The sequence below is a fragment of the Ramlibacter sp. genome (assembly GCF_036676645.1).
In the GTDB taxonomy this organism is placed as follows: Bacteria; Pseudomonadota; Gammaproteobacteria; order Burkholderiales; family Burkholderiaceae_C; genus Ramlibacter.
Map to the genome: position 1 here is coordinate 1 of NZ_JAKFCM010000099.1, position 24,719 is coordinate 24,719.

Genomic DNA, 24,719 nt, shown 5'->3' on the forward strand with positions numbered 1-24,719 from the left:
CCTTCGCCTCACCGACGCGATTGCCAGTTGGCGTCGAGTGCGCCATCGGCTGGCGGAGCCGCCGCGCCGACGATCGCTGCAACGGGTCAGCATTCGAATTGCTTTAGGTTAGCGCTGATGGGCATGCGCCGGAAGACGGCGCCCAGCAGCAGCGCCATGCCCCAGAAGCACAAGCCGTAGAACAGCGAGATGCCGGGCGCCGCGCGCAGGTCCTTCGCACCCAGGCCCAGCCAGCGGAAGGGGTCGCGCCAGCCGAGGGCTCGCAGCTGCCGCGTCGGCGCCCGCGCGGCCGGTGGGTCCAGTCTTTCCGGGGCAGGCGAAGGCAGGGACGGCATCCCGGCATTCGACGCGGGCCGGGCCGCCCTCTCCTATCGGGACCTACCCCAGTGGGGCATTGGCGGCTGGACGGCTCAGCCCACCCACTTCCGGGCGTTGCGCCAGATCCGCAGCCAGGGGCTGAAGGCGCTGCGGTCGCCCCCCGTCCACGACATCTGGATGTTGCGGAAGGCCCGCTCGGCGTGCGGCATCATGGCCGTGAAGCGGCCGTCGGCCGTGGTCACGGCCGTCAGCCCGCCCGGGCTGCCGTTGGGGTTGAGCGGGTAGGTCTCGGTCGGCTGGCCGTGGTGGTCGACGTAGCGCATCGCCGCGATCGCGCGCTCCGGGTCGCCCCGGCGGGCGAAGTTGGCGTAGCCCTCGCCGTGCGCCACCACGATGGGCAGGCGGCTGCCGGCCATGCCGGCGAAGAACAGGCTGGGCGAATCGAGCACCTCCACCTGCGACAGTCGCGCCTCGTAGCGCTCGCTGAGGTTGGTGGTGAAGCGCGGCCAGGCCTGCGCGCCCGGGATGATGTCGGCCAGCTCGGCCATCATCTGGCAGCCGTTGCACACGCCCAGCGCGAAGGTGTCGGTGCGGGCGAAGAAGGCCTGGAACTGCTGCGACAGCCGCGGATTGAAGGTGATGCTGCGCGCCCAGCCGATGCCGGCGCCGAGGGTGTCGCCGTAGCTGAAGCCGCCGCAGGCGACGAAGCCCTGGAACTGCGGCAGCTCGGCGCGGCCGGCCTGCAGGTCGGTCATGTGCACGTCGACCGCCTCGAAGCCGGCCAGGTCGAAGCAGTACGCCATCTCCACGTGCGAGTTGACGCCCTGCTCGCGCAGGATCGCCACCCGCGGCCGGGCCAGGTTGAGGAAGGGCGCGGCGACGTCCTCCTGCGGGTCGAAGGCGGGTGCGAACTGCAGGCCGGGGTCGCCCGGGTCGCCGGCGGCGGCATGCTCGGCATCGGCGCCTTCGGGGTTGTCGCGCTGCTGGCAGATCTTCCAGCTGACGCTGTCCCAGACCTGGTGCAGGTCGGCCAGCCCGGCGCTGAACACGGCCTTGGTGTCGCGCCAGACCCGGACCTCCCCCTTGCCCAAGTCGATCGGGGAAGAAGCTGGCCGCGTCTGGCCCACGAAATGGCTGTGCCGGGACAGGCCGTGCTCGCGCAGGACCTGCATGACGGCGTTGCGCTCGGCGCTGGGCACCTGCAGCAGCACGCCGAGTTCCTCGCTGAACAGGGCCTTGAGCGTGAGCTCCTCGCGCCGCGCCCCGACCTGCCCGGCCCAGTTCTTGGCGTCGCCGTACTCGGCGCGGCTGTCGCTGATGCCGTCGCCTTCGGTGACCAGCAGGTCCACGTTCAGCGCGATGCCCACGTGGCCGGCGAAGGCCATCTCGCAAGCCGCCGCCAGCAAGCCGCCGTCGCTGCGGTCGTGGTAGGCCAGGATGCGGCCCTGCGCACGCAGCGCGTTGACCGCGTCCACCAGCCGGACCAGGTCCTGCGGGTCGTCCAGGTCGGGCACCTCGCCGCCGGGCTGCTCCAGCACCTGCGCCAGGATGCTGCCGCCCATGCGGTGGCGGCCCTTGCCCAGGTCGACCAGCACCAGCGTCGTCTCCTGCTGCGCGTCGAGCTGCGGCGTGAGCGTCCCCCGTACGTCGGCCAGGGTGGCGAAGGCGGTGACGACCAGGCTGACGGGCGAGGTCACCTTCCTCGCCCCGCCGGCGTCCTGCCATTGCGTGCGCATCGACAGGCTGTCCTTGCCGACCGGAATGGAAATGCCCAGCGCCGGACACAGTTCCATGCCGACCGCCTTGACGGTTTCGTACAGCGCGGCGTCCTCGCCCGGCTCGCCGCAGGCCGCCATCCAGTTGGCCGACAGCTTGACGCGCGGCAGCTCGATCGGCGCGGCCAGCAGGTTGGTGATGGCCTCGGCCACGGCCATGCGGCCCGATGCGGCCGCATCCGTGGCGGCCAGCGGCGTGCGCTCGCCCAGGCTCATGGCCTCGCCGGCAAAGCCCGCGAAGTCGGCCAGCGTGACCGCGCAATCGGCCACCGGAACCTGCCAGGGCCCGACCATCTGGTCGCGGTGCGACAGGCCGCCCACCGTGCGGTCGCCGATGGTGACCAGGAAGCGCTTGGAGGCCACCGTGGGATGCGACAGCACCTTGATCGCAGCGTCCTGCAGGGACACGCCGGTGAGCTGGAGCGGCGGCGAGGTGCGCTGCACCGAGCGGACGTCGCGATGCATCTTCGGCGGCTTGCCGAGCAGCACGTCCATCGGCATGTCGACGGCGAGCGACCCCTGCCCGTCACCGTCCAGGTCGACCTCGCCGACCACCAGTTGCCGCTCTTCGGTCGCCACGCCGACCACCGCGAATGGGCAGCGCTCGCGCTCGCACAGGGCGCGGAAGCCCTCCAGCGAGGCTGGCGCGATCGCCAGCACGTAGCGCTCCTGGCTCTCGTTGCACCAGATCTCCCTGGGGGCCAGGCCGGATTCCTCCAGCGGAATGCGCCGCAGGTCGAAGCGGGCACCGCGGCCGGCGTCGTGGGTCAGTTCCGGGAACGCGTTCGACAGGCCGCCGGCGCCCACGTCGTGGATCGCGAGGATCGGGTTGGCATCGCCCAGCGACCAGCAGTGGTTGATGACCTCCTGGGCGCGGCGCTCGATCTCCGGGTTGCCGCGCTGCACCGAATCGAAGTCCAGCTCCACCGCGTTGGCGCCGGTGGCCATGGAGCTGGCCGCGCCCCCGCCCATGCCGATGCGCATGCCAGGCCCGCCCAGCTGCACCAGCAGCGTGCCGGCCGGGAAGCGCTCCTTGGCCGTCTGGCCGGCCTCGATGCTGCCCAGGCCGCCCGCGATCATGATCGGCTTGTGGTAGCCGCGCACCACCCCGTCGACCACCTGCTCGTACTCGCGGAAGTATCCCAGCAGGTTGGGCCGGCCGAACTCGTTGTTGAACGCGGCGCCGCCCAGCGGCCCCTCGGTCATGATCTGCAGGGGGCTGGCGATGTGCGCCGGGCGCCCGTTCGGGTCGTCCCACAGGCGCGAAACCGAGAACCCGGTCAGTCCGGCCTTGGGCTTCGCGCCGCGCCCGGTGGCGCCCTCGTCGCGGATCTCGCCGCCCGCGCCGGTGGACGCACCCGGGAAGGGCGAGATCGCCGTCGGGTGGTTGTGCGTCTCCACCTTCATCAGCACGTGCTGCAGCGCCGGCTGGCGCCGGTAGGCCGAAGGACCATCGCCGCGCAGCGGCCGGAAGGCTTCGACGGCCGCGCCTTCCATCACCGCGGCGTTGTCCGAGTACGCGACGACCGTGTGCCGCGGGTGCGACTGGTGGGTATGGCGGATCATGCCGAACAGGCTCTTGTCCTGCGGCACCCCGTCGATGGTGAAGGCGGCATTGAAGATCTTGTGCCGGCAGTGCTCGCTGTTGGCCTGCGCGAACATCATCAGCTCGACGTCGGTCGGGTTGCGGCCCAGCCCGCGGAAGGCGGCCAGCAGGTAGTCGATCTCGTCCCCGGCCAGCGCCAGCCCGAACCGGGCGTTGGCGTGCTCCAGCGCGCCGCGGCCGCGTCCCAGCACGTCCACCGGCTCCATGGGCGTGGGCGCCAGTTCGGTGAACAGGCGGTGCGCGCAGTCCCGATCGGGCAGCACGCTCTCCGTCATGCGGTCGTGCAGCAGCGCAGCGATGGCCTCGCGCTGGGCAGCCGACAGCTCCGCCGCCTTGCCCAGCAGCGACGACTTGAGCGTGACCCGGTATTCGACCGCGCGCTCGATGCGCCGGACCGGGATGCCGCAGTTGTGCGCGATGTCCGTGGCCTTGGAGGCCCAGGGCGAGACGGTGCCCAGCCGCGGCGTCACCACGAACAGCGTGCCGGCGGCATCGCCGTCGAACGGCTCGCCAGGGGCCAGCAGCGCGGCCAGCCGCTCGCGGTCGGCGCCCGAAGGCGCCTGCGCCCAGGCGGCCAGGTGCACGAAACGCGCCGTCAGCCCGATGGCCCTGTCGTGCACCGCCTGCAGCCGGGGCAGCAGTTGCCGGACACGGAAGGGGCTGAGCGCGCGCCCGCCCTCGAACTCGGTGATGTGCAGGGTCACTGTGAAACCTGTTGGGAAACGGGGGGCGCCGCCGCTGACTGGGGCGGCGCCGGAGGTCCCGGATTTTACCGGCCGAGGTCCCTACGCCTGCGGCGGCGCACCCCCTCTGGAATAATTCGGCCCATGAGCATCACGTACAAGGACGCCGAAGGCATCCGGGGCATGCGCACGGCGTGCCGCCTGGCGGCCGAGGTGCTGGATTTCCTCACCCCGCACATCAAGCCCGGCCTCACCACCCGCGAGATCGACCTGCTGGCTGCCGAGTGCATGCGCAAGCAGGGCACCACCTCCGCCACGCTGGGCTACCAGCCGCCGGGCTACCCGCCCTACCCCGCCTCGCTGTGCACCTCGGTCAACAACGTGGTCTGCCACGGCATCCCGAACGACAAGCCGCTGAAGAAGGGCGACATCGTCAACGTCGACGTCACGGTGATCAAGGACGGCTGGTATGGCGACACCAGCCGCATGTTCGTGGTGGGCGAGGCGTCCATCGCCGCCAGGCGCCTGGTCAACCTGACCTACGAGGCGATGTGGCACGGCATCGTGCAGGTCCGCCCGGGTGCGCACCTGGGCGACATCGGCTGGGCCATCCAGCAGTTCGCCGAGCGCAACGGCTTCTCGGTGGTGCGCGAATTCTGCGGGCACGGCGTCGGCCGCAACTTCCACGAAGAGCCGCAGGTGCTGCACTACGGCAAGCCCGGCACGCTGGAGGAACTCAAGCCCGGCATGACCTTCACCATCGAGCCGATGATCAACGCCGGCCGCAAGGAAGTGAAGGAACTGGGCAACGACGGCTGGACCATCGTGACCAAGGACCACTCGCTCTCGGCGCAATGGGAGCACACCGTGCTGGTCACCGAGTCGGGCTGGGAGGTGCTGACCCTGTCGGCCGGCAGCCCGCCGCCGCCGGCCTTCGTCCACGGCTGAGCCATGCCTTCCCGTCATTCCCCGGCGGAGCCTGCTCCCGCGGAGAATGACCCTTCCCTGCCCGCGGTCCTGCGCGAACGGCTGCAAGCGCAGAAGTCCGCGATCGACGAAGCCCTGCTCGACCCGGCGCGCCCAACCCGCTCGGTCGGCGCCGTGCTGCGTCGGCTGGCGCGCCATGTCGACCTCGTGCTGCAGAGCCTCTGGCGCGAAGCGCAGCTGCCGCGCGGCATCGCCCTGCTGGCCGTGGGCGGCTACGGCCGCGGCGAGCTGTTCCCGCACTCCGACGTGGACGTGCTGGTGCTGCTGCCGGACGGCGCCGAGCCGGAGCAGGACCCCGCCCTCAGGCAGCGGCTGGAGACCTTCATCGGCCGGTGCTGGGACAGCGGGCTGGAGATTGGCTCGAGCGTGCGGACGGTGCAGGAGTGCCTGGACATGGCCGCCGCCGACGTGACCGTCCAGACCTCGCTGCTGGAGGCGCGCCGGCTGGCCGGCGACGGCGCGTCGTTCGAGCAGTTCCGCGAGCGCTTTGCCCGCGCGATGGACCCGCGCGCCTTCTTCGTGGCCAAGACGCTGGAGATGCACCAGCGCCACACGCGCTACGAGAACACGCCCTACGCGCTGGAGCCCAACTGCAAGGAATCGCCCGGCGGCCTGCGCGACCTGCAGGTGATCCTGTGGGTGGCCCGGGCGGCCGGCTTCGGCGCCAGCTGGCCGGAGCTGGCGGCCAACGGTTTCGCGACGCCGCTGGAGGCGCAGCAACTCGAGCGCAACGAGGCCCTGCTGCGCCTGATCCGGGCCCGCCTGCACGCGATCGCCGGCCGCCGCGAGGACCGGCTGGTGTTCGACCTGCAGACCGCCGTGGCCGAAACCTTCGGCTACCGGGCCAGCACCGCCGGCGGCCGCATCCTGCAGCGCGCCAGCGAGGCGCTGATGAAGCGCTATTACTGGGCCGCCAAGGCGGTGTCCCAGCTCAACCAGATCCTGCTGCTCAACATCGAGGAGCGGCTGTCGCCCAGCGGCCAGGAGCCGGTGCCGATCAACGACCGCTTCTCGATGAAGGCCGGCATGCTGGAAGTGGCCGGCGACGACCTGTACGAGCGCCATCCGCACGCGGTCCTGGAGACCTTCCTGGTCTACCAGACCACCGTCGGCGCCAAGGGCCTGTCGGCGCGGACGCTGCGCGCCCTGTACAACGCGCGCGGCGTGATGGACGCCGGCTTCCGCAAGGACCCGGTGAACCACGCCACCTTCAAGGCGATCCTGCAGCAGCCCTCGGGTATCACCCACGCCTTCCGGCTGATGAACCAGACCTCGGTGCTGGGACGCTACCTGTGGGTATTCCGCCGCATCGTCGGGCAGATGCAGCACGACCTGTTCCACGTCTACACGGTGGACCAGCACATCCTGATGGTGCTGCGCAACGTGCGCCGCTTCTTCATCGCCGAGCACGCCCACGAGTACCCGTTCTGCTCGCAGCTGGCGGCCGGCTTCGACCGGCCCTGGGTGCTGTACCTGGCCGCCCTCTTCCACGACATCGCCAAGGGCCGCGGCGGCGACCATTCGGAGCTGGGCGCGCGCGAGGTGCGCCAGTTCTGCCGGCAGCACGCCATCGAGCCCGAGGACTGCCGGCTCGTCGAGTTCCTGGTTCGCGAGCACCTGGCCATGAGCCACATCGCGCAGAAGGAGGATCTCAGCGACCCGGCCGTGATCGCCGCGTTCGCCGCCCGGGTGGGCAACGAGCGCACGCTCACGGCGCTGTACCTGCTGACGGTGGCCGACATCCGAGGCACCAGCCCCAAGGTGTGGAACGCCTGGAAGGGCAAGCTGCTGGAGGACCTGTACCGCGCCACCCTGCGCGCGCTGGGCGGACACACGCCCGACCCGGCCGCCGAGATCGAGGCGCGCAAGCGCGAGGCGCTGGTACAGCTGCAGCTGTTCGCGCTGCCGCACCAGGCGCACCGCAGGCTGTGGGACACGCTGGACGTGGGCTACTTCATGCGCCATGACGCCGGCGAGATCGCCTGGCACACGCGCCACCTGTCGCGCCACGTGGGCGCCGCCCGGCCGATCGTGCGCGCCCGGCTGTCACCCGTGGGCGAGGGCCTGCAGGTGCTGGTGTACGCGCCCGACCAGCCGGACCTGTTCGCGCGCATCTGCGGCTACTTCGACCACGCCGGCTTCTCCATCCTGGACGCGCGCATCCACACGGCGACGAACGGCTACGCGCTGGATACCTTCCAGGTGGTCACGCCGATGCTGCCCGAGCACTACCGCGAGCTGACGAGCATGGTGGAGTCCGGACTCGAGCAGACGCTGGAGCGCGCCGGCCCGCTGCCGCCGCCCAGCCGCGGCCGGGTGTCGCGCCGCGTCAGGAGCTTCCCGATCACCCCGCGCGTGCAGCTCACCCCGGACGAGCGCGCCCAGCGCTGGCTGCTGGCCATCTCGGCCAACGACCGGCTGGGGCTGCTCTATTCGATCGCCCTGGTGCTGGCGAAGCATCGCATCAACCTGCAGCTGGCCAAGATCACCACCCTGGGCGAGCGGGTGGAAGACACCTTCCTGGTGGATGGCGCCGAGCTGCAGCAGAACCGCGGGCAGATCGAGATCGAGACCGAGCTGCTGCAGGCGCTGGAGCCCTGACGCCGCCGCACGACGCGGTGCGGCTCAGTCGTCCTCGCCGGCGTCCATCCCGGGGAACAGCACCTCGGTGAAGCCGAACTGGCTGAAATCACGCACCCGCATCGGATAGAGCTTGCCGGCCAGGTGGTCGCATTCGTGCTGCACCACGCGGGCGTGGAAGCCGTCGACGGTGCGATCGATGGGGTCGCCGAACGGGTCGAAGCCGGCATAGCGGATCGCCTTCCAGCGCGGCACCAGCCCGCGCAACCCGGGCACCGACAGGCAGCCTTCCCAGCCCTCTTCCTCCTCGTCGCCGACCGGCGTGACCTGCGGGTTGAGCAGCACGGTGCGCGGCACCCGCGGCGCATCGGGGTAGCGCGGGTTGGGCGCGTCGCTGCCGAAGATCACCAGCTGCAGGTCGACCCCGATCTGCGGCGCGGCCAGCCCGGCGCCGTTGGCGGCCCGCATGGTGTCGAACATGTCGGCCACCAGCTGGTGGATCTCGTCGGTGTCGAAGGCGGTCACGGGCTGGGCCACGCGCAGCAGGCGCGGGTCGCCCATCTTCAGGATCTCTCGGACGGTCATGTGGGCAAGGATAGCCGCGCCGGTCCGCGCGGCGCCAGTTCGGCCAGCACCGCGCCGGCGTCGCGCTGCACCTCGTGCGCGGCGCGCTCCGCCAGCGCCAGCCGGCGCAGCACCCAGGGCGTGAGATCGTCGTGCCCGCCCCGGGGCACCGGCGGCAGCTCCGGCTGCGCCTCGGAGCCGGCAGGGTCGGGCGGCCCGGCGGCGGCCGGTGCCGACAGCATCCCCACCAGGGATTCGACCGATGCCTGCAGCGAGGGCCGCAGACGCCCGGGATCCAGCCGCTCCCGGCGCAGCAGCACGGTCTTGGCGGCCGTCAGCTGCGCCAGCAGCAGGTAGCTGTGGGCCAGCAGCCGCTCCAGTGCCACCAGCGGCGGACGGACCGCCCGCGGCTCGACCAGGGCGCGCTGCGTGGCCTGGACCAGCGCCGACAGGCTGTCGTAGGCCTCGCGGCGGGCCAGCCGCCAGGCCAGCTCGGGCTCGTCGTCGGCGGCATCGAGCTGCGCGAGCCCGAGCGCCTCGCGTGCGTGGCGCCCCTGCGCGTCCAGCGTGCGCCGCACCAGGGCCGGCAGCTGCCCGCGCTCCCAGCTGGGCAGCACGTAGGCGAAGAGCCAGGCGATCGCCACCCCCAGCACCGTGTCCGCCATGCGCTCTGCGACGTCGAACACCGGGCCGGCGCCGCCGCCCAGCATGTGGGCCTGCAGCAGGCTGAGCACCGTGGCCGCCACCGCCGTGACGAGGTAGTTGCGCAGGGCGAAGGCGTGGGCCAGTGCCTGCGCCACGGCCACCGTGGCCAGCATCGCCCAGGCCGGCACGCCGGCCCACAGCAGCACGCCGGCAACGATGCACCCGAAGACGGTGCCGGCCACGCGGCTGTTGCGGCGCTCGAGGGTCTGCGCCAGGCTGCCGCGCAGCACCACCACGATGGTCAGCAGCAGCCAATAGCCATGCGCCCGCCAGGGCAGCATGAAGGTCAGCGCATAGGCGCAGGCGATCGCCAGGGCCGCCCGCACGGCATGCCGCAGCGGCGGGGCATCCCAGCGCCAGAGCGCCCGCAACGGCTTCCAGGACCAGCTGGTCGGGCTGACGAACAGCCGCCAGGCCGATCGCACCACGGCCACGTCGGCCACCACCTCGCCGCGCGCCAGGGCTACCAGTTGCCCGGCCTCGTCGTGCAGGCGGCCGACCCGGTTGCCCAGGGCGCGGGCCAGCGCGGCCGCGGACGTCTCGGCCGCGCCCGATCCGGCCCCTTCGCGCGGATCGGCGACGTCGAAGGGCGGCGGCGACCGGCCCAGCAGCAGCGCATCGGCGAGGCCCTCGATGGCTCCGGCCAGTGCATCGAGCCAGCGGCGAAGGCCGTCCAGGGCATCGGCCTGTCCGGGGCTGGCCCGCAGCGATTCGAGGTCGAGCTCGCTGGCCAGCAGGTGGTCGCGCATCTCCAGCATGTGCAGCAGCATCCCGGCGAGTTGCTGCCGGCGGGGGGTGCGCGGCGCCTCCAGTGCCAGGTCGCGCGTCGCCTGCAGCTGTTCGGCCAGCGCCGCCTGCTGGCGCATCAGGCGGCCGATCAGCGGCGAACGACCGGCGGCCACATCGACCCGCGGCGCGAACTGGCTCGCCTGGGTGCGCATCAGCGCGGCCATGGCCAACAGGGTGTCGGCAACGATCTGCGCCCGGTAGCGGCCATTGAGCACGGCGTTGGCGAGCACGGCCCAGGCGATGTACAGGGCCGCGCCCAGCGCGAACCAGCCGCCCGCCACCAGCGCCCAGTCGACGCCGCTGCCGGCCTGCACGGCCATCGAGAACACCATCGCGAACATGAACGAGATGGCCAGCGGCGCGCCGCGGCGTCCCCAGGCCCCGGCCAGGAAGGCCAGGAAGGTTGCCGGTACCAGCAGCAATGCCAGCTGCAGCGGATACGGCATCAGCAGCTGCGTCGCGACGAACAGCGGAATCCCGAACAGCGCGGCCGGCAGCAGGTGCAGCAGCTTGCCGCGCAGCGGCGCCGCCGTGTCCGGCGGGATGCAGACGATCGCACCGACGACCGCGATCGATGCGGCCCAGGCATCGCCGGCGACGCGCGCGAGCACCGCCACCAGCAGCAGCCCGAGCGCGGCGGAAATGCCGTTCAGGACATGGTGGCCGAGTGCGGTGCGCAGTGCGGGTGCCAAGCCGGCTCCTCAGCGCACGACGCCCGCAGCGGGGTCGTGCGGCTGCGTCGGGCGGGCGGCGGCAGCATCAATGGACATGGCGGGGCTCCGGGATTGGCTGGCCGATGGTAAGCGCGCGCCCTCACAATCGGGGCATGGCCGAACCTTCCGCCGGCACCCGCCCCATGCCGACGCGCGCCGCGCGCTGGTTCTTCCTGTCGCTGGCGCTGGTCAGCCTGGCCCTGGGCATCGTCGGCATCTTCCTGCCGGTGCTGCCCACCGTTCCGTTCATCCTGCTGGCGGCCTGGGCCGCAGCGCGCAGTTCGCCCCGGCTGCTGCAATGGCTGGAGAACCACCGCCGGTTCGGACCGGCGATCACGGACTGGCGGCGCGGCGGCGTGGTGGCACGCAAGTCCAAGTGGCTGGCCACGGTACTGATGGCGGCCAGCTCGGCGATCATGCTGGTGTCCGTGGGGCCGCGCTGGTTCATCCTGCTGGCGATCGCCATCATCGCCAGCGTGCTGGCCTGGCTCTGGCAGAGGCCGGAATCGTTTCCCGAGCCTGGCTGACCGGGGGGGGGGGCGGCAACCCCGTCTCGCAGGCCGCAGGTCGCGCCGGCCGCCGTACGCGATTGGTACTAGGTGAATGTCTGCACTGTGCAACAGGGGGCAATGCCTCTACCATTCACGCCACAGCCGGGGCGACCTCCGCCCCCCTCCCGGTCATTGAACGACGTCTACATCGAAACCGCCGTTGGCGACCTGCGCGTGGGCTTCCCGCTTCACGACATCGACCACGCCATCCGCGCGGTTGCCGTGCGAGAGGTGCCCGCTGCACCCGGCTGCCTGATCGGCACCATCGACGTCGCCGGTGAGCCGGTCGCGCTGTTCGACACCCACCGGATGCTGGGCCTGCCGGCACAACCCATTCGTGCCAGCGACCGCTTCCTGCTCGCGCGGGCGGACGCGCGCTGCGCCTTCCGGGTCGACGAGGTGATAGGCACCCTGGTCCCGCGCTCGGTCGCGCATGGCGACTCGGTCGGCTTGCGTGCGCTCGGCCTGCGCGGCGTCGCTGCCGACGAACGCGGCACGCTCCTGCTGCAGGACCTTCGCAACATGCTCGCCCTGGAGCGCGCCGCGGCCTTCGCCCTTTCCAACCATGGCTGACACGGCCACCACCCTGCCCTGGGCCAGCGTCAGCCGCCCCCTGGAGTCGCGCCTGGGGCTGCACTTCGGTTCGCGCCGCTTGCCCGACCTCGAGCGCGGCCTGGCTGCAGCCGCCGCGCGCCTGGGACTGGCGGATGCGCAGGCTTGCGCCGATGCCATCCTGTCGTCGCGACTGGCCGATGGCGACTGGCAGGTGGTGGCGGAATGCCTGGCCATCGGCGAGACCTACTTCTTCCGCGACCCGCAGGTCTTCGACGACCTCGCGACGCACGTGCTTAGGCCGCTGATCGCTGCGCGCCGCGACGGCTCGCGCCACCTGCGGCTGTGGAGCGCCGCCTGTTCGACGGGCGAGGAGGCCTGGTCGCTGGCCATGCTGGTTGCCAGCCTGCTGCCGGACTGGCGCGAGTGGAACATCTCCATCCTGGCCACCGACCTCAACGCGTCCGCGCTACGGAAGGCGCGCGCCGGCCGCTACGGCCGCTGGTCGATGCGTAGCGGCGTGCCGCCGCGGGTGCGCGAATGGCTCCATCCCGGCGCCAACGGCGGGGTCCAGGTCGCCCCGGAGCTGCGCCGCCTGGTCCGCTTCGCCCGCCTCAACCTCGCCGGCGAAGGCTATCCGTCCGCTGCCTCACAGACCGTGTCCATGGACCTGGTCCTGTGCCGCAACGTCCTGATCTACTTCGAGCCGGCCCGGGCGCGGGCGGTGCTGGAACGGTTGGGTGCCGCACTGGTCCCTGGCGGCTGGCTGGTCACGGGCGCGGTGGAACTGCCGCGCCCCGGCCTGCCGGGTCTGGCGCCCGAAATCACGGGCGGGCTGACCGCGCTGCGCCGCGCGGACGCCGCATCCCGGGATGTCGCCTCCCTGGAGCCCGCCCACCCCCTGGGGGTGAGCCTGCCAGGTATTCGGCGGGTTCCGCACCCGCGCCCGCCCGTGCCGTCGGCCTCCAGCGAGCCGGCGCCGATGGAGCCGATGCCCACCGTCTCCATGGTGCTGCAGGCGCGCGGCCATGCCGACGCCGGCGACCTCGTCCGTGCCGAGCAGCTGTGCCGGCTGGCGATCGAGCAGGACAAGCTGGATCCGCAAGCCACCCACCTGCTGGCCACCATCCTGCACGAGCGCGGCGCCATCGACGAGGCGATGGCCGCCCTGCAGCGCACGCTCTACCTCGATCCGGACCACGTGCTGGCCCGGTTCACCCTGGGCAGCCTGGCGCTTCGGCAGGGCGAGACGCAGGCCGGCCGCCGCCACCTGGCGCAGGCCCGCAGCCGGCTGGCCCGCTGCGCACCGGACCATCCCCTCGAGGGCAGCGGCGGCCTGACCGCCGGCGAGCTCGAAGGCGTGATCCGGAACACCGAGGCGGGAACGTGAAGCCGGAGGACGAGATGGACCCCTCGCTGGAGGCGACGGTGCTGCGCCAGCGGGCCCGCGCGCTGGCCCGCCCGCGCACGACGGCGCGCGCCGGCGGTGTGGAGATGCTCGACTTCAGCGTGGCCGGCCATCGCTGCGCGCTGGAACTGCGCTGGGTGCGCGAGGTCCGGCCCTTGCAGGAGCCGGTGCCGCTGCCCGGCCAGCGCTCGGTGCGACTGGTGCAGCTGCGCGGCCGCATGCTGCCCGTGATCGACATGCCCGGCCTGGTCGCCGACGGGCCGGACCGGTCGCCCGCGCCCGGCCTGCTGCTGGTGCTCGGCCGCCACGAGGCCGAGTTCGGCGTCGCCATCATCGCGGTCCACGGGATGTCGCCCGTCGTCCCCGACGAGGCGGTGCGGCGCGGCCAGCCCCTGCACGACTGGCGGCCGGACATCGTCCGCGGCGTGACCGCCGGAGGTCTCGTCGTTCTCGACGGCGAACGCCTGCTGGCCTTGCCAGGCCATGCCGCCGCCATGCCCCCGGGCCCTCCACCCCACCACTCCAAATGACAGGAAATCCGCCGATGCAGGGCTACTTGAACCTCCCCACCCGAACCAAGCTGTTCATCGCCTTCACCCTCACCAGCCTGTGCGCGGCGGCGGCCATCGTGTTCGCCTACCTGGCGCTGTCGGCCATGCGGCAGTCGCAGCGCGACCTGGTGGACGTCGAGATGGCGACCGTGGTCGACCTCAAGGACATCCGCGCAGAACAGAACGCCATCAACGCCAGCATGGCGCTGCTCATGGTCGCCAGCAAGGACGTGCGCAAGGAGCACCTGCAGGACCGGATCGCGGCCAAGAGCCGCGAGGTCGGGGCGGAACTGCAACGGGTCGCCGCGCGCAAGGGCAGCATCGAGGGCAAGCGCAACCTTCTGCGCGAGTTCGACGCCATCCGGGAGGCCTCCATCCAGTTGCGCGAACGGCAGATCCTGCCGCTGCTGGACCAGGGCCGCACGGACGAGGCGCGCGAGCTGTTCACCGGGGTGCAGCTGCCGCGTGACCAGCAGATGGGGGCCCTGGTCAACCAGCTGATCGCCCACGCCACCCGCAGCGCCGCAGAGGCGGTGGCCGAATCAGAGCGGCAGGCCACCAACGCGATGCGCTGGCTGGTCGTGATCGCCGCGATGGCGATGCTGGGCGGATTGGCCCTGACCGTGTTGCTCACCCGGATGCTGGCCGGTCCCCTGCGCGAGCTGTCGGAAGCCGCCGAGCGGATCGCCGCTGGCGACCTCACGGTGGAACTGCGCACGCTTCCGCGCAAGGACGAGATGGGCGTGCTCAGCCGCACCTTCGCCCAGATGGTCGAGCGGCTGCGGCAGATGATGCGCGAAATCAGCGACGGGGTCGGCGTGCTGGGCTCCTCGGCCAGCGAGATCTCGGCGTCGACGGCGCAGGTCTCCGCCAGTTCCGCCCAGACCGCTTCCGCCGTGGCCGAAACCTCGGCCACGGCCGAGGAGGTCAAGCAGACGGCCCAGGTGGCCTCCGACAAGGCGGCGCACGTGCAGGGCGCCGCCCAGCGCTCGGTCGAGGCCTCGCAGGCCGGCCTGCGGGCCATGGAGGAATCGATCCAGGCGATGCAGCAGATCCGCCAGCAGATGGACTCCATGGCCGGCAGCGTGATCCGGCTGGCCGACCAGGGCACGGCCATCGGCGAGATCATCGCCACCGTCAGCGACCTGGCCGACCAGTCGAACCTGCTGTCGGTCAATGCGGCCATAGAGGCCGCCCGCGCTGGTGAGGAAGGCAGCGGCTTCCGGGTGGTGGCGCAGGAGATCCGCAGCCTGGCCGAACAGTCCAAGCAGGCGACCGTGCAGGTTCGCGCCCTGCTCGGCGACATCCAGAAGGCGACCAGCGCGGCAGTGCTGGACATGGAACAGGCTGGCAAGGCGGTCAGTTCCGGGGTCGAGCTGTCGGAAAAGGCGGCCCGCTCGATCCGCTCGACGACCGATACCATCGTCGAGTCGGCCCAGGACGCCGCCCTGATCGCCGCCTCGGCCCAGCAGCAGGCGATCGGCATGGATCAGGTCGCCTACGCGATGCAGAACATCAACCAGGCCAGTGCGCAGAACGTGGCGGCCAGCCGGCAGAGCGAGGCGGCGGCGCACGAGCTGAAGAACCTCGGGCTGCGGCTCAAGGGCGTGGTGGAACAGTTCCGCGTCTAGCCCGATCCGCTGCACCCTGCTGCGCCATGCCCAGTCTTGATCCGCACTTCGATCGCAAGCTGGCGGCCATCTTCCAGGCCGAGGCGGTCGAGCACGTCCGCAGGATGGAAGTGTGCCTGGCGCAGCTCGAGCAGGCGGGCGGCGGGAACGAAGCGGGCCAGCCCCTCGAAGCCCTGTTCCGCTCGGCCCACAGCCTCAAGGGCGCGGCGCGCGCGGTAGGCGAACACCTGGTGGAATCGGTCTGCCACGCGGCCGAGAACCTGCTGGCCGGCGTGCAGCGCGGCCGCCTGGCCTGGTCGATGGAGCTGGCCGACGCCTTGCAGGACACGGTGGCGGCCCTCGCCCGGGTGCTGGTGGAGCGGACCGGCCCGCCGGGCGCCATGGCCGAGTTGCTGCCACGGCTGGAGCGGCTCGAGCAGGACGGCCCGCTGCCGGCTCCAGCGACCGCAGCCCCCGAAACGCCCGCTTCGACACCCGCCCCGCCTCCGCCTGCGGCCACGGAAGCGCCGCACTTCGAACCGACCGTGCGCATCGGCGTGGAGCGCCTGGCCCGGCTGCTGTACCAGGTCGAGGAGCTGGCGGCCGCCAAGGCCGGCGCGGCCCAGCAGCTGGCGCAACTGGAGGCGGCACTGGCCTCGTCGGACCGTTTCCGCTCACGCTGGGGCGCGTCGCATCCGGAAGCGGTGCAGGACTGGGACCAGCACCAGTCGCAGCTGCGCGCGCTGCAGGCGCAGGCCCGGCAGGAGCAGCGCCAATGGGCCGGCACCGTGGATGCCTTGCTGGCCAACGTGAAGGCGACGCTGCTGCTGCCGATCGGCTCGATGCATCCCTTCCTGGTGGCCACCGTGCGCGAGCTGGCGCGCAGCCAGGGCAAGGAGGTGGAATTGCGTATGAGCGGGCAGGCCGTCGAGATCGACCGCCGGCTGCTCGAGGAGTTGCGCGGGCCGCTGGTCCATCTGCTGCGCAACGCGATCGACCATGGCATCGAGCCCCCCGCCCAGCGGCTGGCCGGCGGCAAGTCGGCCCGTGGCCTGGTCGAGCTGCGCGTCCTGGCCCGCAGCGGCGGCCGGGTGGAGCTCACCGTGGCGGACGACGGGGCCGGCATCGATGCCACGCGACTGGCGCAGGCGGCGAAGGACCTGGACCTGCCCCTGCCCGAGGAACAGGATCCCGACGCCCTGCTGACGCTGGTGTTCAATTCCGGGATCTCCACTTCGGACCAGCTCACCCGGGTCTCCGGCCGCGGCCTGGGCCTGTCGATCGTGCGCGAGACCATCGAGCGCCTCGGGGGCACGGTCAGCATCCGCTCCCAGGCCGGGCAAGGCACCTCGTTCGTGATCGTCCTGATGCCCTCGCTCGCCACCTACCGTGCGGTGGAGGTGGAGGTGGCCGGGCGCAGCTTGCTCGTGCCGACCCAGCGGATCGAGCGCTGCCTGCGGCTGGCCCCGGACGCGCCGCGCCGGCTGGGCGCGCGCCAGGTGCTGCCGCTGGGCGACGCCGACCTGCCGCTGGTGAGCCTGGCCGCCCTGCTGGGCCTGCCCGCAGCCGCCGACCCGCCCGAGCGGCTTGCCTGCCTGGTCCTGGTCGCCGGCCACCAGCGCCTAGCGGTGACGATGGACGCGATCGGCGGCGAGCAGGAAGTACTGGGCAAGCCGATCGACGCCGCCGCCGGCCGTACCCCCATGGTCATCGGCGCCGCGGTCGTGCGGCCCGGCTGCCTGGCGCCAATCCTGAACGTCCCGGAGCTGGTCCGCATGGCCCTGACCGGCACCGCCAGCGCCGAACCAGCCCGCATCCAGGCCCGCCGCCAGGGCCGGTCGGTGCTGCTGGCGGAAGACTCGATCACCTCGCGCACCCTGCTCAAGAACATCCTCGAACTGGCCGGCCACAGCGTCGAAGTGGCGGTCGACGGCGCCCAGGCGCTGGAGAAGCTGCGGGCCGGCCGCTTCGACGTGGTCGTCTCCGACATCGAGATGCCGCGGCTGGACGGCATCGGCCTCACCCGGGCGATCCGGCGCGACCCGGCCTTCGCCCACCTGCCGGTGGTGCTGGTGACCTCGCTGGGTTCGCCGGCCGACCGCGAACGCGGTGCCGACGCTGGCGCCAACGCCTACATCGTCAAGCGCGGCTTCGACCAGGGCAACCTGCTCCAGGCCATCACGGAGCTGGCCTGAGGTGGCCACCATGGTGCGGGTGCTGGTCTTCGCGACATCGGTTCAACGGCAGCAGCAGCTGCGCGCCCTGATCGACGCCGCGCCGCCGATGCACGTGGCCGGTTCTGCCGGGTCGGCGGAGGACGCGGTCGAACTCGCCACCCGGCGCCGGGCGGACGTGATCGTGCTCGACCAGGGCGGCTCGCCGCCCGAAGCCCTGGCCTGCACCCGCCGGCTGATGCAGGCCCGGGCCACGCCGATCGTCGTGGTGGCGACCGCGACCGAGCCGCAGGAATCGCGCCAGGCCTTCGCCTTGCTGGAGGCCGGGGCGATGGCGGTCGTGGGCGATCCGGGGGACGGGTCCGACCCCGAACAACGCCGCAGGCTGGACGAACTGCTGAACAAGATCCGCTTGGTGGCCGAATTGAAGGTGGTCCGGCGCTGGGCCCCAGCGCCGGGCCAGCCGGCGGCCACCGTCGCGCCCACCCCGCGCCGGCCGCACCCGGCCGCACCCCACGCGCCGGCGTGGCGCCCCGTGCTGGCGCCCTCGGATGCCCGGCGTCGCTTCGAACTGGTGGCCATCGGCGCGTCGACCGGCGGCCCGGTGGCGCTCAAGCAGCTGCTGGGCAGCCTGCCGGCCGACTTCCCGTTACCCATCGTGGTGGTGCAGCACATGGCAGGCGGATTCGTCCGCGGCATGGCCGAGTGGCTCTCGCGATCCTGCGCACTCAAGCCCCGGATCGCGGAACTCGGCGACGTGCTGCAGGCCGGCTGGATCCACCTGGCGCCCGATGGAGCGCACCTGAGCGTCGAGCCTTCGCTGCGGCTGGCCTTCGAGACGGGCGCCCTGGTCAACGGCCACCGGCCCGCGGTAGCCCGCCTGCTGGGCTCGGTCGCCACCCACTACCCGGGCCGCGCGATCGGCATCCTGCTGACGGGCATGGGCAAGGACGGGGCCGCCGAGCTGAAGCTCATGCGCGACTCGGGCTCGATCACCTTCGCGCAGGATGCCGCCTCCTCGGTGGTGCATGGAATGCCGGGCGAGGCGATCCGCTGTGGGGGCGCCGACTACGTGATGGCGCCCGAAGCGATCGCCGCGACGCTCCCGGGGATAGCCGGATTGAGCCTATGAGCATGGACGAACCCGCAGGCAGCCACAGCCAGCACATCGTGGTGGCGGAGGACAGCCCCACCCAGGCCGAACTGCTGCGGCAGTCGCTGACCGAAGAAGGCTTCGAGGTGACCGTGGCCCCCGACGGCGCGCAGGCGCTGGAGGCGGCCCGCCGCGTCCGGCCGGCGCTGGTCGTCACCGACATCGTGATGCCCGGCATGAACGGCTACGAGCTGTGCCGGGCGATGAAGGCCGATCCCGACCTCGGCGACGTGCCGGTGATGATAGTCACCTCCCTGCGCGAAGTCGATGACATCATCAGGGCACTGGACTGCGGCGCCGACACGCTGCTGCGCAAGCCGTTCGACGCCGCCACGCTGGTGGCCCGCTTCGAATTCCTGCTGGCCAACCGCGCCCTGCGCTCGGCGGGCACGGCAAGCCCGGGCGTGGACATCGTCCTCGGCGGCCGGCGGCGCACAGTCATGGCCGGGCGCGAGCAAATGCTGGACCTGCTGTTCTCCTCCTACCAGGAGGCGGTGCAGGCCAACGAGGAGCTGCGCGAGCGCCAGCAGGAGGTCCAGTCGCTGAACCTGCAGCTGGCGGCCCGCGCCGCGGAGCTGGAAGACGCCAACAAACAGCTGCAGGCCTTCGGCCACACCGTGTCGCACGACCTGCGCTCGCCGCTGGCCACCATCGGCGGCTTCAGCTCCATGCTGATGCGCAAGTACGCCGCGGACCTGGCGCCCGACGTCCGGCGCTACCTCGGTGCGATCGGGCAGGAGACCGAACGCATGCGGCGCATCGTCGAGGACGTGCTGTACCTCTCCAGCATCGACCGTGCCCGCGTCACGCGCACCGAGATCGACCTGGCTCAGCTCGCGCGCGAGCTGGCCGGCACGCTGGCCGGCGCGCATGCCCAGCGCCAGGTCCGCTTCGACTGCGTGGAGCGGGCACCGGCCTTCTGCGACGAGCGGCTGCTGCGCATCGCCCTGACCAACCTGCTGGCGAACGCGTGGAAGTTCACCGGCAAGTGCAGCGATGCCCAGGTCGCCTTCGGCGTGGAGCAGCTGGACGGCGAGCCCGTGTTCTGGGTGGCCGACAATGGCGCGGGCTTCGACATGTCGTCCGCGCACCGGCTGTTCAAGCCCTTCGAGCGCCTGCACCGGGCCGATGAATTCGAGGGATTCGGTGTCGGGCTCGCAACGGTGCAGCGCATCGTGACGCTGCACGGCGGCCGCATCTGGGCCGAAGCCGCCCCCAACCGGGGCGCCCGCTTCCGATTCAGCCTGGGCCTCGCGCAGGGCCAGCAGGATCACAAGGAGGAAAAGCCATGACCACATCCATCGCCACGGCCGGCGGCCGGAGACAGCCATGATGCCCGCCACGCCCCCGGCCGTGAGGGTCGTACTGGCCGAAGACCATGACCTGGTCCGCGCCGGCATCCGCGCCCTGCTCACATCCATCCCCGGCGTGCAGGTGCTGGCCGACGTCAGCGACGGCAAGGAGCTGCTGGCGGTATTGGAATCGGTGCAGCCCGACGTTGCGATCACCGACTTGGCCATGCCGGGCATGGACGGCATGACGGCGATCGGGCTCATCCGGCAACGCTTCCCGCGAATGCGCGTCCTCGTGCTGTCAATGCAGGACTCGGTCGAGACGATCAAGCGCGCCGTCGCCTGCGGTGCCGCCGGCTACCTGCGCAAGAACGCGCAGGCTTTCGAGCTGGCCGCCGCGCTGCACAGCCTGATGGCGAACGGAAGCTACTTCGAGGGCGGGATCGCACGCCGCCTGCTCGAACCCGCCGAGCCTGGGGTGCGAGACCTGCTCACCGAACGCCAAGTCGAGATCCTGACCCTGCTGGCCAGCGGCAAGGCCTCCAAGGAGATCGCTTTCGAGCTCGGACTCAGTTCCAAGACTGTCGATGTGCACCGCTCGCGCATCATGGAGCGGCTGGGCTTGAACGACGTGGCCAGCCTCACCCTCTACGCGGTGCGACAGGGACTGGTGCAGGTCTAGGCTGGCCGCTCTGCCGTACGTTGCTTCCCGGTACCCCGCGGAAGCAATTTCCTTATCGAACGCGCCGGGCCGCGTGATGTCATCGGTTCACCGATTGCCAAGCGAGTGAACCATGACGGCCACCGAAGAGAAGACCCAGCTGCTGGACGAGTTCGCCGGCCGCATCCAGCGCCATTTCCCCACCAGCGTCTGGAGCAGCCTGCAGCAGGGCAGCGGCACCGCCGAATTCGGCACCGCGACCCGCAGCGTGCTGTGCGTGCAGATGCCGGAGGCCGGGCCGCTGTCGCCCCAGGCCGTGCAGGCCACGCTGTCCCAGCTGGCCGCCTCCTACGGCGGTTGCATCGATCCCAGCGATGATGGCTTTGCCATGATCAGCTTCTCCCGTCCGAAGCCGGGTTTGCGCATGGCCCTCGCGCTGCAACGCCGGACCTCGCGCGCCCGGTTGCGCATGGGGCTGTTGCGGGGCCGCTGCAACGTCGCGCGCGGGCAGGCGGACGGCAACCGCTTCCTCCTCCTGCTTGGCCGGGAACGTGCCCGGGTCAAGGCCCTCGCCGCCCGCGCGGCGCCGGGCACCGTGCAGGTGTGTCCCGACCTCTACGGCGTGATCGACGACTGCATTGCCGAAGACGAGCTGGGCAGCTGCATCGCGCTGGCGGAATTCGAGGGCGATACGGTGGCGGAAGTGACGCTGACGCTGGCGCCGGACAGCTCGGACGAGCTCAGCACCTTCGCCGGCCTCGGGCTCACCTGAGGGAGACGCCTCTGGGGGTGTCCGGGCGACTGCTGTTGCCGGGAACCCGGCCCTACCCGTTGCCGGCCAGCAGCCGCCGCAGCCCCTCCTCGTCCAGCACCGGCACGCCCAGCTCCTGCGCCTTGTCCAGCTTGCTGCCGGCCTCGGCGCCGGCAACGACGTAGTGGGTCTTCCTGCTCACCGATCCCGCCACCTTGGCACCGGCGGCCTCCAGCAGGTCCTTGGCCTCGTCGCGGCTCAGGGTCGGCAGCGTTCCGGTGAGCACGACGGTCTTGCCGGCCAGCGGCCGGGGCGCCTGCGCCACCGGCTCGCCCTCCTCCCAATGCACGCCGCAGGCGCGCAGCTGCTCGACCACTTCGCGGTTGTGCGGCTGGGCGAAGAAGGTGTGGATGCTCTCGGCGACGATGGGACCCACATCGGGCACTTGCAGCAGGTGCTCGGTGCTCGCGTCCATGATGGCGTCGAGCCGGCCGAAGTGCCTGGCCAGGTCGCGTGCGGTCGCTTCGCCCACGTGGCGGATGCCCAGTGCGAACAGGAAGCGCGGCAAGCTGGTGCGCTTGGACTGCTCCAGGCCGGCCAGCAGGTTCCGGGCGGACTTCTCGCCCATCCGCTCCAGGGCCACCAGGTTGGCCAGGCCGAGCCGGTACAGGTCGGGCACGGTCCTGACGATACCGGCGTCCACCAGCTGGTCGACCAGCTTCTCGCCCAGGCCTTCGATGTCCATGGCGCGGCGCTGGGCGAAATGCAGCATCGCCTGCTTGCGCTGGGCGCCGCAGACCAGCCCGCCGGTGCAGCGATGGTCGGCTTCGCCTTCCTCGCGCACGGCCTCGCTGCCGCAGACCGGGCAATGCCGGGGCATGGTGAAGACCGCGCCGCGTTCGCCGGCCGCGGCGTGCACCACGCCCACGACCTCCGGGATCACGTCGCCGGCCCGGCGCACGATCACCGTGTCGCCCACCCGCACGTCCTTGCGCCGCACCTCGTCCTCGTTGTGCAGGGTGGCGTTGGTGACGGTGACGCCACCGACGAACACCGGCGCCAGCCGGGCGACCGGCGTCAGCTTGCCGGTGCGGCCGACGTAGACTTCGATGGACTCCACGGTGGTGAGCTGCTCCTGCGCCGGGAACTTGTGGGCCACGGCCCAGCGCGGCTCGCGGGTGACGAAGCCCAGCCGCTTCTGCAGCGCGAAGCTGTCGACCTTGTAGACCACCCCGTCGATGTCGTAGGGCAACTGGTCGCGCCGGGCGCCGATGTCCTGGTGGAAGGCCACCAGTTCCTCGGCGCCGTGGGCGATGCGCGTCTCGCGCGAGACGGGCAGCCCCCAGCCGCGCAGCGCCTCCAGGAATTCGTGCTGCGTGGCGAATGCCGGGCCTGCGGCGATCTCGCCTCCCCCGTAGGCGAAGAAGCTGAGCGGCCGCCGGCGCGCGATGGCCGGGTCCAGCTGCCGCACTGCACCGGCCGCGGCATTGCGCGGGTTCACGAAGGTCTTCTCGTTCCTCTCGCCGCGGGCGATCTTCTCGCGCTGCTGCTCGTTGAGGCGCTCGAAGTCGTCGCGCCGCATGTAGACCTCTCCGCGCACTTCCAGCACCGCCGGCAGGCCCCTGCCATGCAGCCGCAGGGGGATCTGGCCGATGGTGCAGATGTTCTGGGTGACATCCTCGCCCACCTCGCCGTCGCCGCGAGTGGCGGCCTGCACCAGTACGCCCCGCTCATAGCGCAGGCTGATCGCGAGGCCGTCGAACTTCAGTTCGGCGACGTACTCCACCGGCGGATCGCCTTCGGCCAGGCCCAGCTCGCGCCGCACCCGGGCGTCGAACGCGCGGGCACCGCTGGCCTCGATGTCGGTCTCGGTGCGGATCGACAGCATGGGCACCCTGTGCCGCACCTTGGCGAAGCCCTCCAGCACGGCGCCGCCCACGCGCCGGGTCGGCGAATCCGGGCTGGCCAGTCCGGGGTGCTGCGCCTCCAGTTCCTGCAGTTCGCGGAACAGGCGGTCGTACTCGGCGTCCGGAATCTCCGGCTCGTCGAGCACGTAGTAGCGGTGGGCGTGGTGGTGCAGCAGCTCGCGCAGCGCGTCGATGCGCTCCTGCACCTTGGGCGATGCGGTCATGCCCGCGACCTTAGCAAAACGCCGCGTCAGCCGAACAGCCGCCGCGCCTGCGGCGAACCGGCTGCCAGGTCGCGCGACTCCAGCGTGTCGTAGAGCAGTTCCAGGTCGGCGCCGACCACGTCCAGCGCCTCCGGCCGGATCTCGCGGCCGTTGTCATCGGTGATCACGCCGTCCAGGCTGGCGGACAGGCCCATGGCGGCGTCGCGCATGCGTGCAAAGGGCTGCTCGTGGCGCGGGACCTGGGGCACGTCCAGGCTGAGCGTGGCTTCGCGGATGGCGGTCTGCTCCGGGTCTTCGGCCATCGCTGCCTGGCTGTCGAACGCCAGCACCAACAGCGGCGGATGGCCTGCCTGCACCGCCGGCAGCACCATGCGGCCGGGGATCGCGCCCGTGACGAAGCCGAAGCGGGCGGCGTGCTGGTGCAGGTAGCCGGGGCTCCAGGCGGCCTGGCGGGCCCGCAGCGTGAAGCCCAGTTGCGCGTCGTGGCCACCGGCGAACTGGTCCAGCTCGCGGGCCCGCGCCACCTCGTGCCGCATCTCGGGGAACTCCGGCGCGCCATTGACCGCATCGGCGAACGCCTGGGCCTTGACCACGAACTCGGAGAACTCGATCTCGTTCAAGGCGCCGGTGCGGTTGGCCAGTTGCACGCCGGCCTGGAACGCGGTGTAGCGCTGCCCGGCCTGCGGCGTCTCCCACTGCTGGGTGGCCTCGTTCAGGCCCTCGATCGCGAAAGGCTTGCTGCCGGCACGGCGGGTGCCCGGCAGGGCCGCGAGCGCGGCTTCGCCCGGCACCGGCGCATCGATGGCGATCGGTGCGATCGCGTCGATCAAGGCATCGAGGCCGGGCTTGCGCTCGGGCACGGGCACGGGCAAGGACAAGGGAGCCTCTTCGCGGTCATCGAACACCGGCTCCAGCGGCTCGGGCGCGGGCGCGGCGGCTTCGCCGGGTTCCACCCGCTCGGCCAGCGCCGCCTGGCGCGGCGCCAGCCGGCGCGTGCTCCAGGCATTCCAGCCCACCACGGCGGCGAGCACCAGGGCGCCGAGGATGGCCAGGCCGAAGGTGAAGCCGCTCACAAAGTCGCCCCGCGGTTCCTGCAGCGGTGGTCGGAGCCGGCCTGGCTCGCTGCCATGTCATGGCGGGCCTGACCCGCCATCCCTCTCCGGAC

Annotated in this window: 18 protein-coding genes; 12 read left to right on the top strand and 6 right to left on the bottom strand. The window is 71.8% G+C overall.

Annotation, left to right across the window (positions count from 1 at the left end):
- Window positions 1-86 precede the first annotated feature (86 nt).
- Window positions 87-335 carry a hypothetical protein gene (locus V6M57_RS14685; protein WP_442968832.1) on the bottom strand — a complete coding sequence of 83 codons (249 nt, stop codon included), beginning with the start codon at window positions 333-335 and terminating at the stop codon, window positions 87-89.
- Window positions 336-410: 75 nt separating this feature from the next.
- Window positions 411-4,403, bottom strand: a complete 3,993-nt coding sequence (purL, locus tag V6M57_RS14690; RefSeq protein ID WP_332815743.1) for a phosphoribosylformylglycinamidine synthase — start codon at window positions 4,401-4,403, stop codon at window positions 411-413.
- Between the two features lie 123 nt (window positions 4,404-4,526).
- Between purL and map the strand changes: the two genes are divergently transcribed.
- Both map and V6M57_RS14700 read left to right on the top strand, forming a co-directional pair.
- Complete coding sequence (gene map, locus V6M57_RS14695) at window positions 4,527-5,330, top strand: type I methionyl aminopeptidase (RefSeq protein ID WP_332815744.1); 804 nt, start codon at window positions 4,527-4,529, stop codon at window positions 5,328-5,330.
- A 3-nt stretch (window positions 5,331-5,333) separates the two neighbouring features.
- Window positions 5,334-7,970, top strand: coding sequence for a [protein-PII] uridylyltransferase (locus tag V6M57_RS14700; RefSeq protein WP_332815745.1), 2,637 nt, complete (start codon window positions 5,334-5,336; stop codon window positions 7,968-7,970).
- A gap of 24 nt (window positions 7,971-7,994) precedes the next feature.
- Here V6M57_RS14700 and def read toward each other — a convergent pair whose 3' ends face one another.
- Window positions 7,995-8,534, bottom strand: coding sequence for a peptide deformylase (def, locus tag V6M57_RS14705; protein ID WP_332815746.1), 540 nt, complete (start codon window positions 8,532-8,534; stop codon window positions 7,995-7,997).
- Window positions 8,531-10,699, bottom strand: a complete 2,169-nt coding sequence (locus V6M57_RS14710; RefSeq protein ID WP_332815747.1) for an FUSC family protein — start codon at window positions 10,697-10,699, stop codon at window positions 8,531-8,533. Before V6M57_RS14710 ends, def begins: the two co-directional genes overlap by 4 nt.
- A 134-nt stretch (window positions 10,700-10,833) precedes the next feature.
- On the opposite strand from V6M57_RS14710, the gene V6M57_RS14715 reads away from it, so the two are divergent.
- The 10 genes from V6M57_RS14715 (at window position 10,834) to V6M57_RS14760 (ending at window position 21,444) form a co-directional block, all read left to right on the top strand.
- The gene (locus V6M57_RS14715) at window positions 10,834-11,247 is read left to right on the top strand and encodes a YbaN family protein (protein WP_332815748.1); all 414 of its coding nucleotides are present in this window, start codon (window positions 10,834-10,836) and stop codon (window positions 11,245-11,247) included.
- A 156-nt stretch (window positions 11,248-11,403) separates the two neighbouring features.
- A complete protein-coding gene (locus V6M57_RS14720) occupies window positions 11,404-11,844 on the top strand; it encodes a chemotaxis protein CheW (RefSeq protein ID WP_332815749.1) in 441 nt (146 codons plus the stop codon).
- On the top strand, window positions 11,837-13,213 hold the full coding sequence (locus tag V6M57_RS14725) for a CheR family methyltransferase (RefSeq protein ID WP_332815750.1): 1,377 nt from the start codon (window positions 11,837-11,839) through the stop codon (window positions 13,211-13,213). The genes V6M57_RS14720 and V6M57_RS14725 overlap by 8 nt, the downstream gene beginning before the upstream one ends.
- Window positions 13,210-13,761, top strand: a complete 552-nt coding sequence (locus tag V6M57_RS14730) for a chemotaxis protein CheW (protein WP_332815751.1) — start codon at window positions 13,210-13,212, stop codon at window positions 13,759-13,761. Before V6M57_RS14725 ends, V6M57_RS14730 begins: the two co-directional genes overlap by 4 nt.
- Before the next feature lie 14 nt (window positions 13,762-13,775).
- On the top strand, window positions 13,776-15,413 hold the full coding sequence (locus tag V6M57_RS14735; protein ID WP_332815752.1) for a methyl-accepting chemotaxis protein: 1,638 nt from the start codon (window positions 13,776-13,778) through the stop codon (window positions 15,411-15,413).
- A 26-nt stretch (window positions 15,414-15,439) separates the two neighbouring features.
- Complete coding sequence (locus V6M57_RS14740) at window positions 15,440-17,587, top strand: hybrid sensor histidine kinase/response regulator (RefSeq protein ID WP_332815753.1); 2,148 nt, start codon at window positions 15,440-15,442, stop codon at window positions 17,585-17,587.
- 10 nt (window positions 17,588-17,597) lie between these two features.
- Window positions 17,598-18,698, top strand: coding sequence for a chemotaxis protein CheB (locus V6M57_RS14745; RefSeq protein ID WP_332815826.1), 1,101 nt, complete (start codon window positions 17,598-17,600; stop codon window positions 18,696-18,698).
- 2 nt (window positions 18,699-18,700) lie between these two features.
- Window positions 18,701-20,011: a sensor histidine kinase gene (locus V6M57_RS14750; protein ID WP_332815754.1), complete on the top strand. Its 1,311-nt coding sequence runs from the start codon at window positions 18,701-18,703 to the stop codon at window positions 20,009-20,011.
- A 37-nt stretch (window positions 20,012-20,048) separates the two neighbouring features.
- A complete protein-coding gene (locus V6M57_RS14755; protein ID WP_332815755.1) occupies window positions 20,049-20,693 on the top strand; it encodes a response regulator transcription factor in 645 nt (214 codons plus the stop codon).
- Between the two features lie 112 nt (window positions 20,694-20,805).
- Window positions 20,806-21,444, top strand: coding sequence for a hypothetical protein (locus V6M57_RS14760; protein ID WP_332815756.1), 639 nt, complete (start codon window positions 20,806-20,808; stop codon window positions 21,442-21,444).
- Between the two features lie 52 nt (window positions 21,445-21,496).
- Here the strand turns inward: V6M57_RS14760 and ligA are convergent, their stop codons facing one another.
- Both ligA and V6M57_RS14770 read right to left on the bottom strand, forming a co-directional pair.
- Window positions 21,497-23,554, bottom strand: coding sequence for an NAD-dependent DNA ligase LigA (ligA, locus tag V6M57_RS14765; protein WP_332815757.1), 2,058 nt, complete (start codon window positions 23,552-23,554; stop codon window positions 21,497-21,499).
- Window positions 23,555-23,580: 26 nt separating this feature from the next.
- Window positions 23,581-24,627 carry a cell division protein ZipA C-terminal FtsZ-binding domain-containing protein gene (locus V6M57_RS14770; protein ID WP_332815758.1) on the bottom strand — a complete coding sequence of 349 codons (1,047 nt, stop codon included), beginning with the start codon at window positions 24,625-24,627 and terminating at the stop codon, window positions 23,581-23,583.
- Window positions 24,628-24,719 lie beyond the last annotated feature (92 nt).

Bases quoted from the DNA above. Each gene is read 5' to 3' on its own strand.
- V6M57_RS14750 (WP_332815754.1), top strand. From the start codon at position 18,701: ATGGACGAACCCGCAGGCAGCCACAGCCAGCACATCGTGGTGGCGGAG.
- V6M57_RS14740 (WP_332815753.1), top strand. From the start codon at position 15,440: ATGCCCAGTCTTGATCCGCACTTCGATCGCAAGCTGGCGGCCATCTTC.
- V6M57_RS14735 (WP_332815752.1), top strand. From the start codon at position 13,776: ATGCAGGGCTACTTGAACCTCCCCACCCGAACCAAGCTGTTCATCGCC.
- V6M57_RS14745 (WP_332815826.1), top strand. From the start codon at position 17,598: ATGGTGCGGGTGCTGGTCTTCGCGACATCGGTTCAACGGCAGCAGCAG.
- map (WP_332815744.1), top strand. From the start codon at position 4,527: ATGAGCATCACGTACAAGGACGCCGAAGGCATCCGGGGCATGCGCACG.
- V6M57_RS14700 (WP_332815745.1), top strand. From the start codon at position 5,334: ATGCCTTCCCGTCATTCCCCGGCGGAGCCTGCTCCCGCGGAGAATGAC.
- V6M57_RS14755 (WP_332815755.1), top strand. From the start codon at position 20,049: ATGATGCCCGCCACGCCCCCGGCCGTGAGGGTCGTACTGGCCGAAGAC.
- ligA (WP_332815757.1), bottom strand. From the start codon at position 23,554: ATGACCGCATCGCCCAAGGTGCAGGAGCGCATCGACGCGCTGCGCGAG.
- V6M57_RS14725 (WP_332815750.1), top strand. From the start codon at position 11,837: ATGGCTGACACGGCCACCACCCTGCCCTGGGCCAGCGTCAGCCGCCCC.
- V6M57_RS14685 (WP_442968832.1), bottom strand. From the start codon at position 335: ATGCCGTCCCTGCCTTCGCCTGCCCCGGAAAGACTGGACCCACCGGCC.
- def (WP_332815746.1), bottom strand. From the start codon at position 8,534: ATGACCGTCCGAGAGATCCTGAAGATGGGCGACCCGCGCCTGCTGCGC.
- V6M57_RS14715 (WP_332815748.1), top strand. From the start codon at position 10,834: ATGGCCGAACCTTCCGCCGGCACCCGCCCCATGCCGACGCGCGCCGCG.
- V6M57_RS14760 (WP_332815756.1), top strand. From the start codon at position 20,806: ATGACGGCCACCGAAGAGAAGACCCAGCTGCTGGACGAGTTCGCCGGC.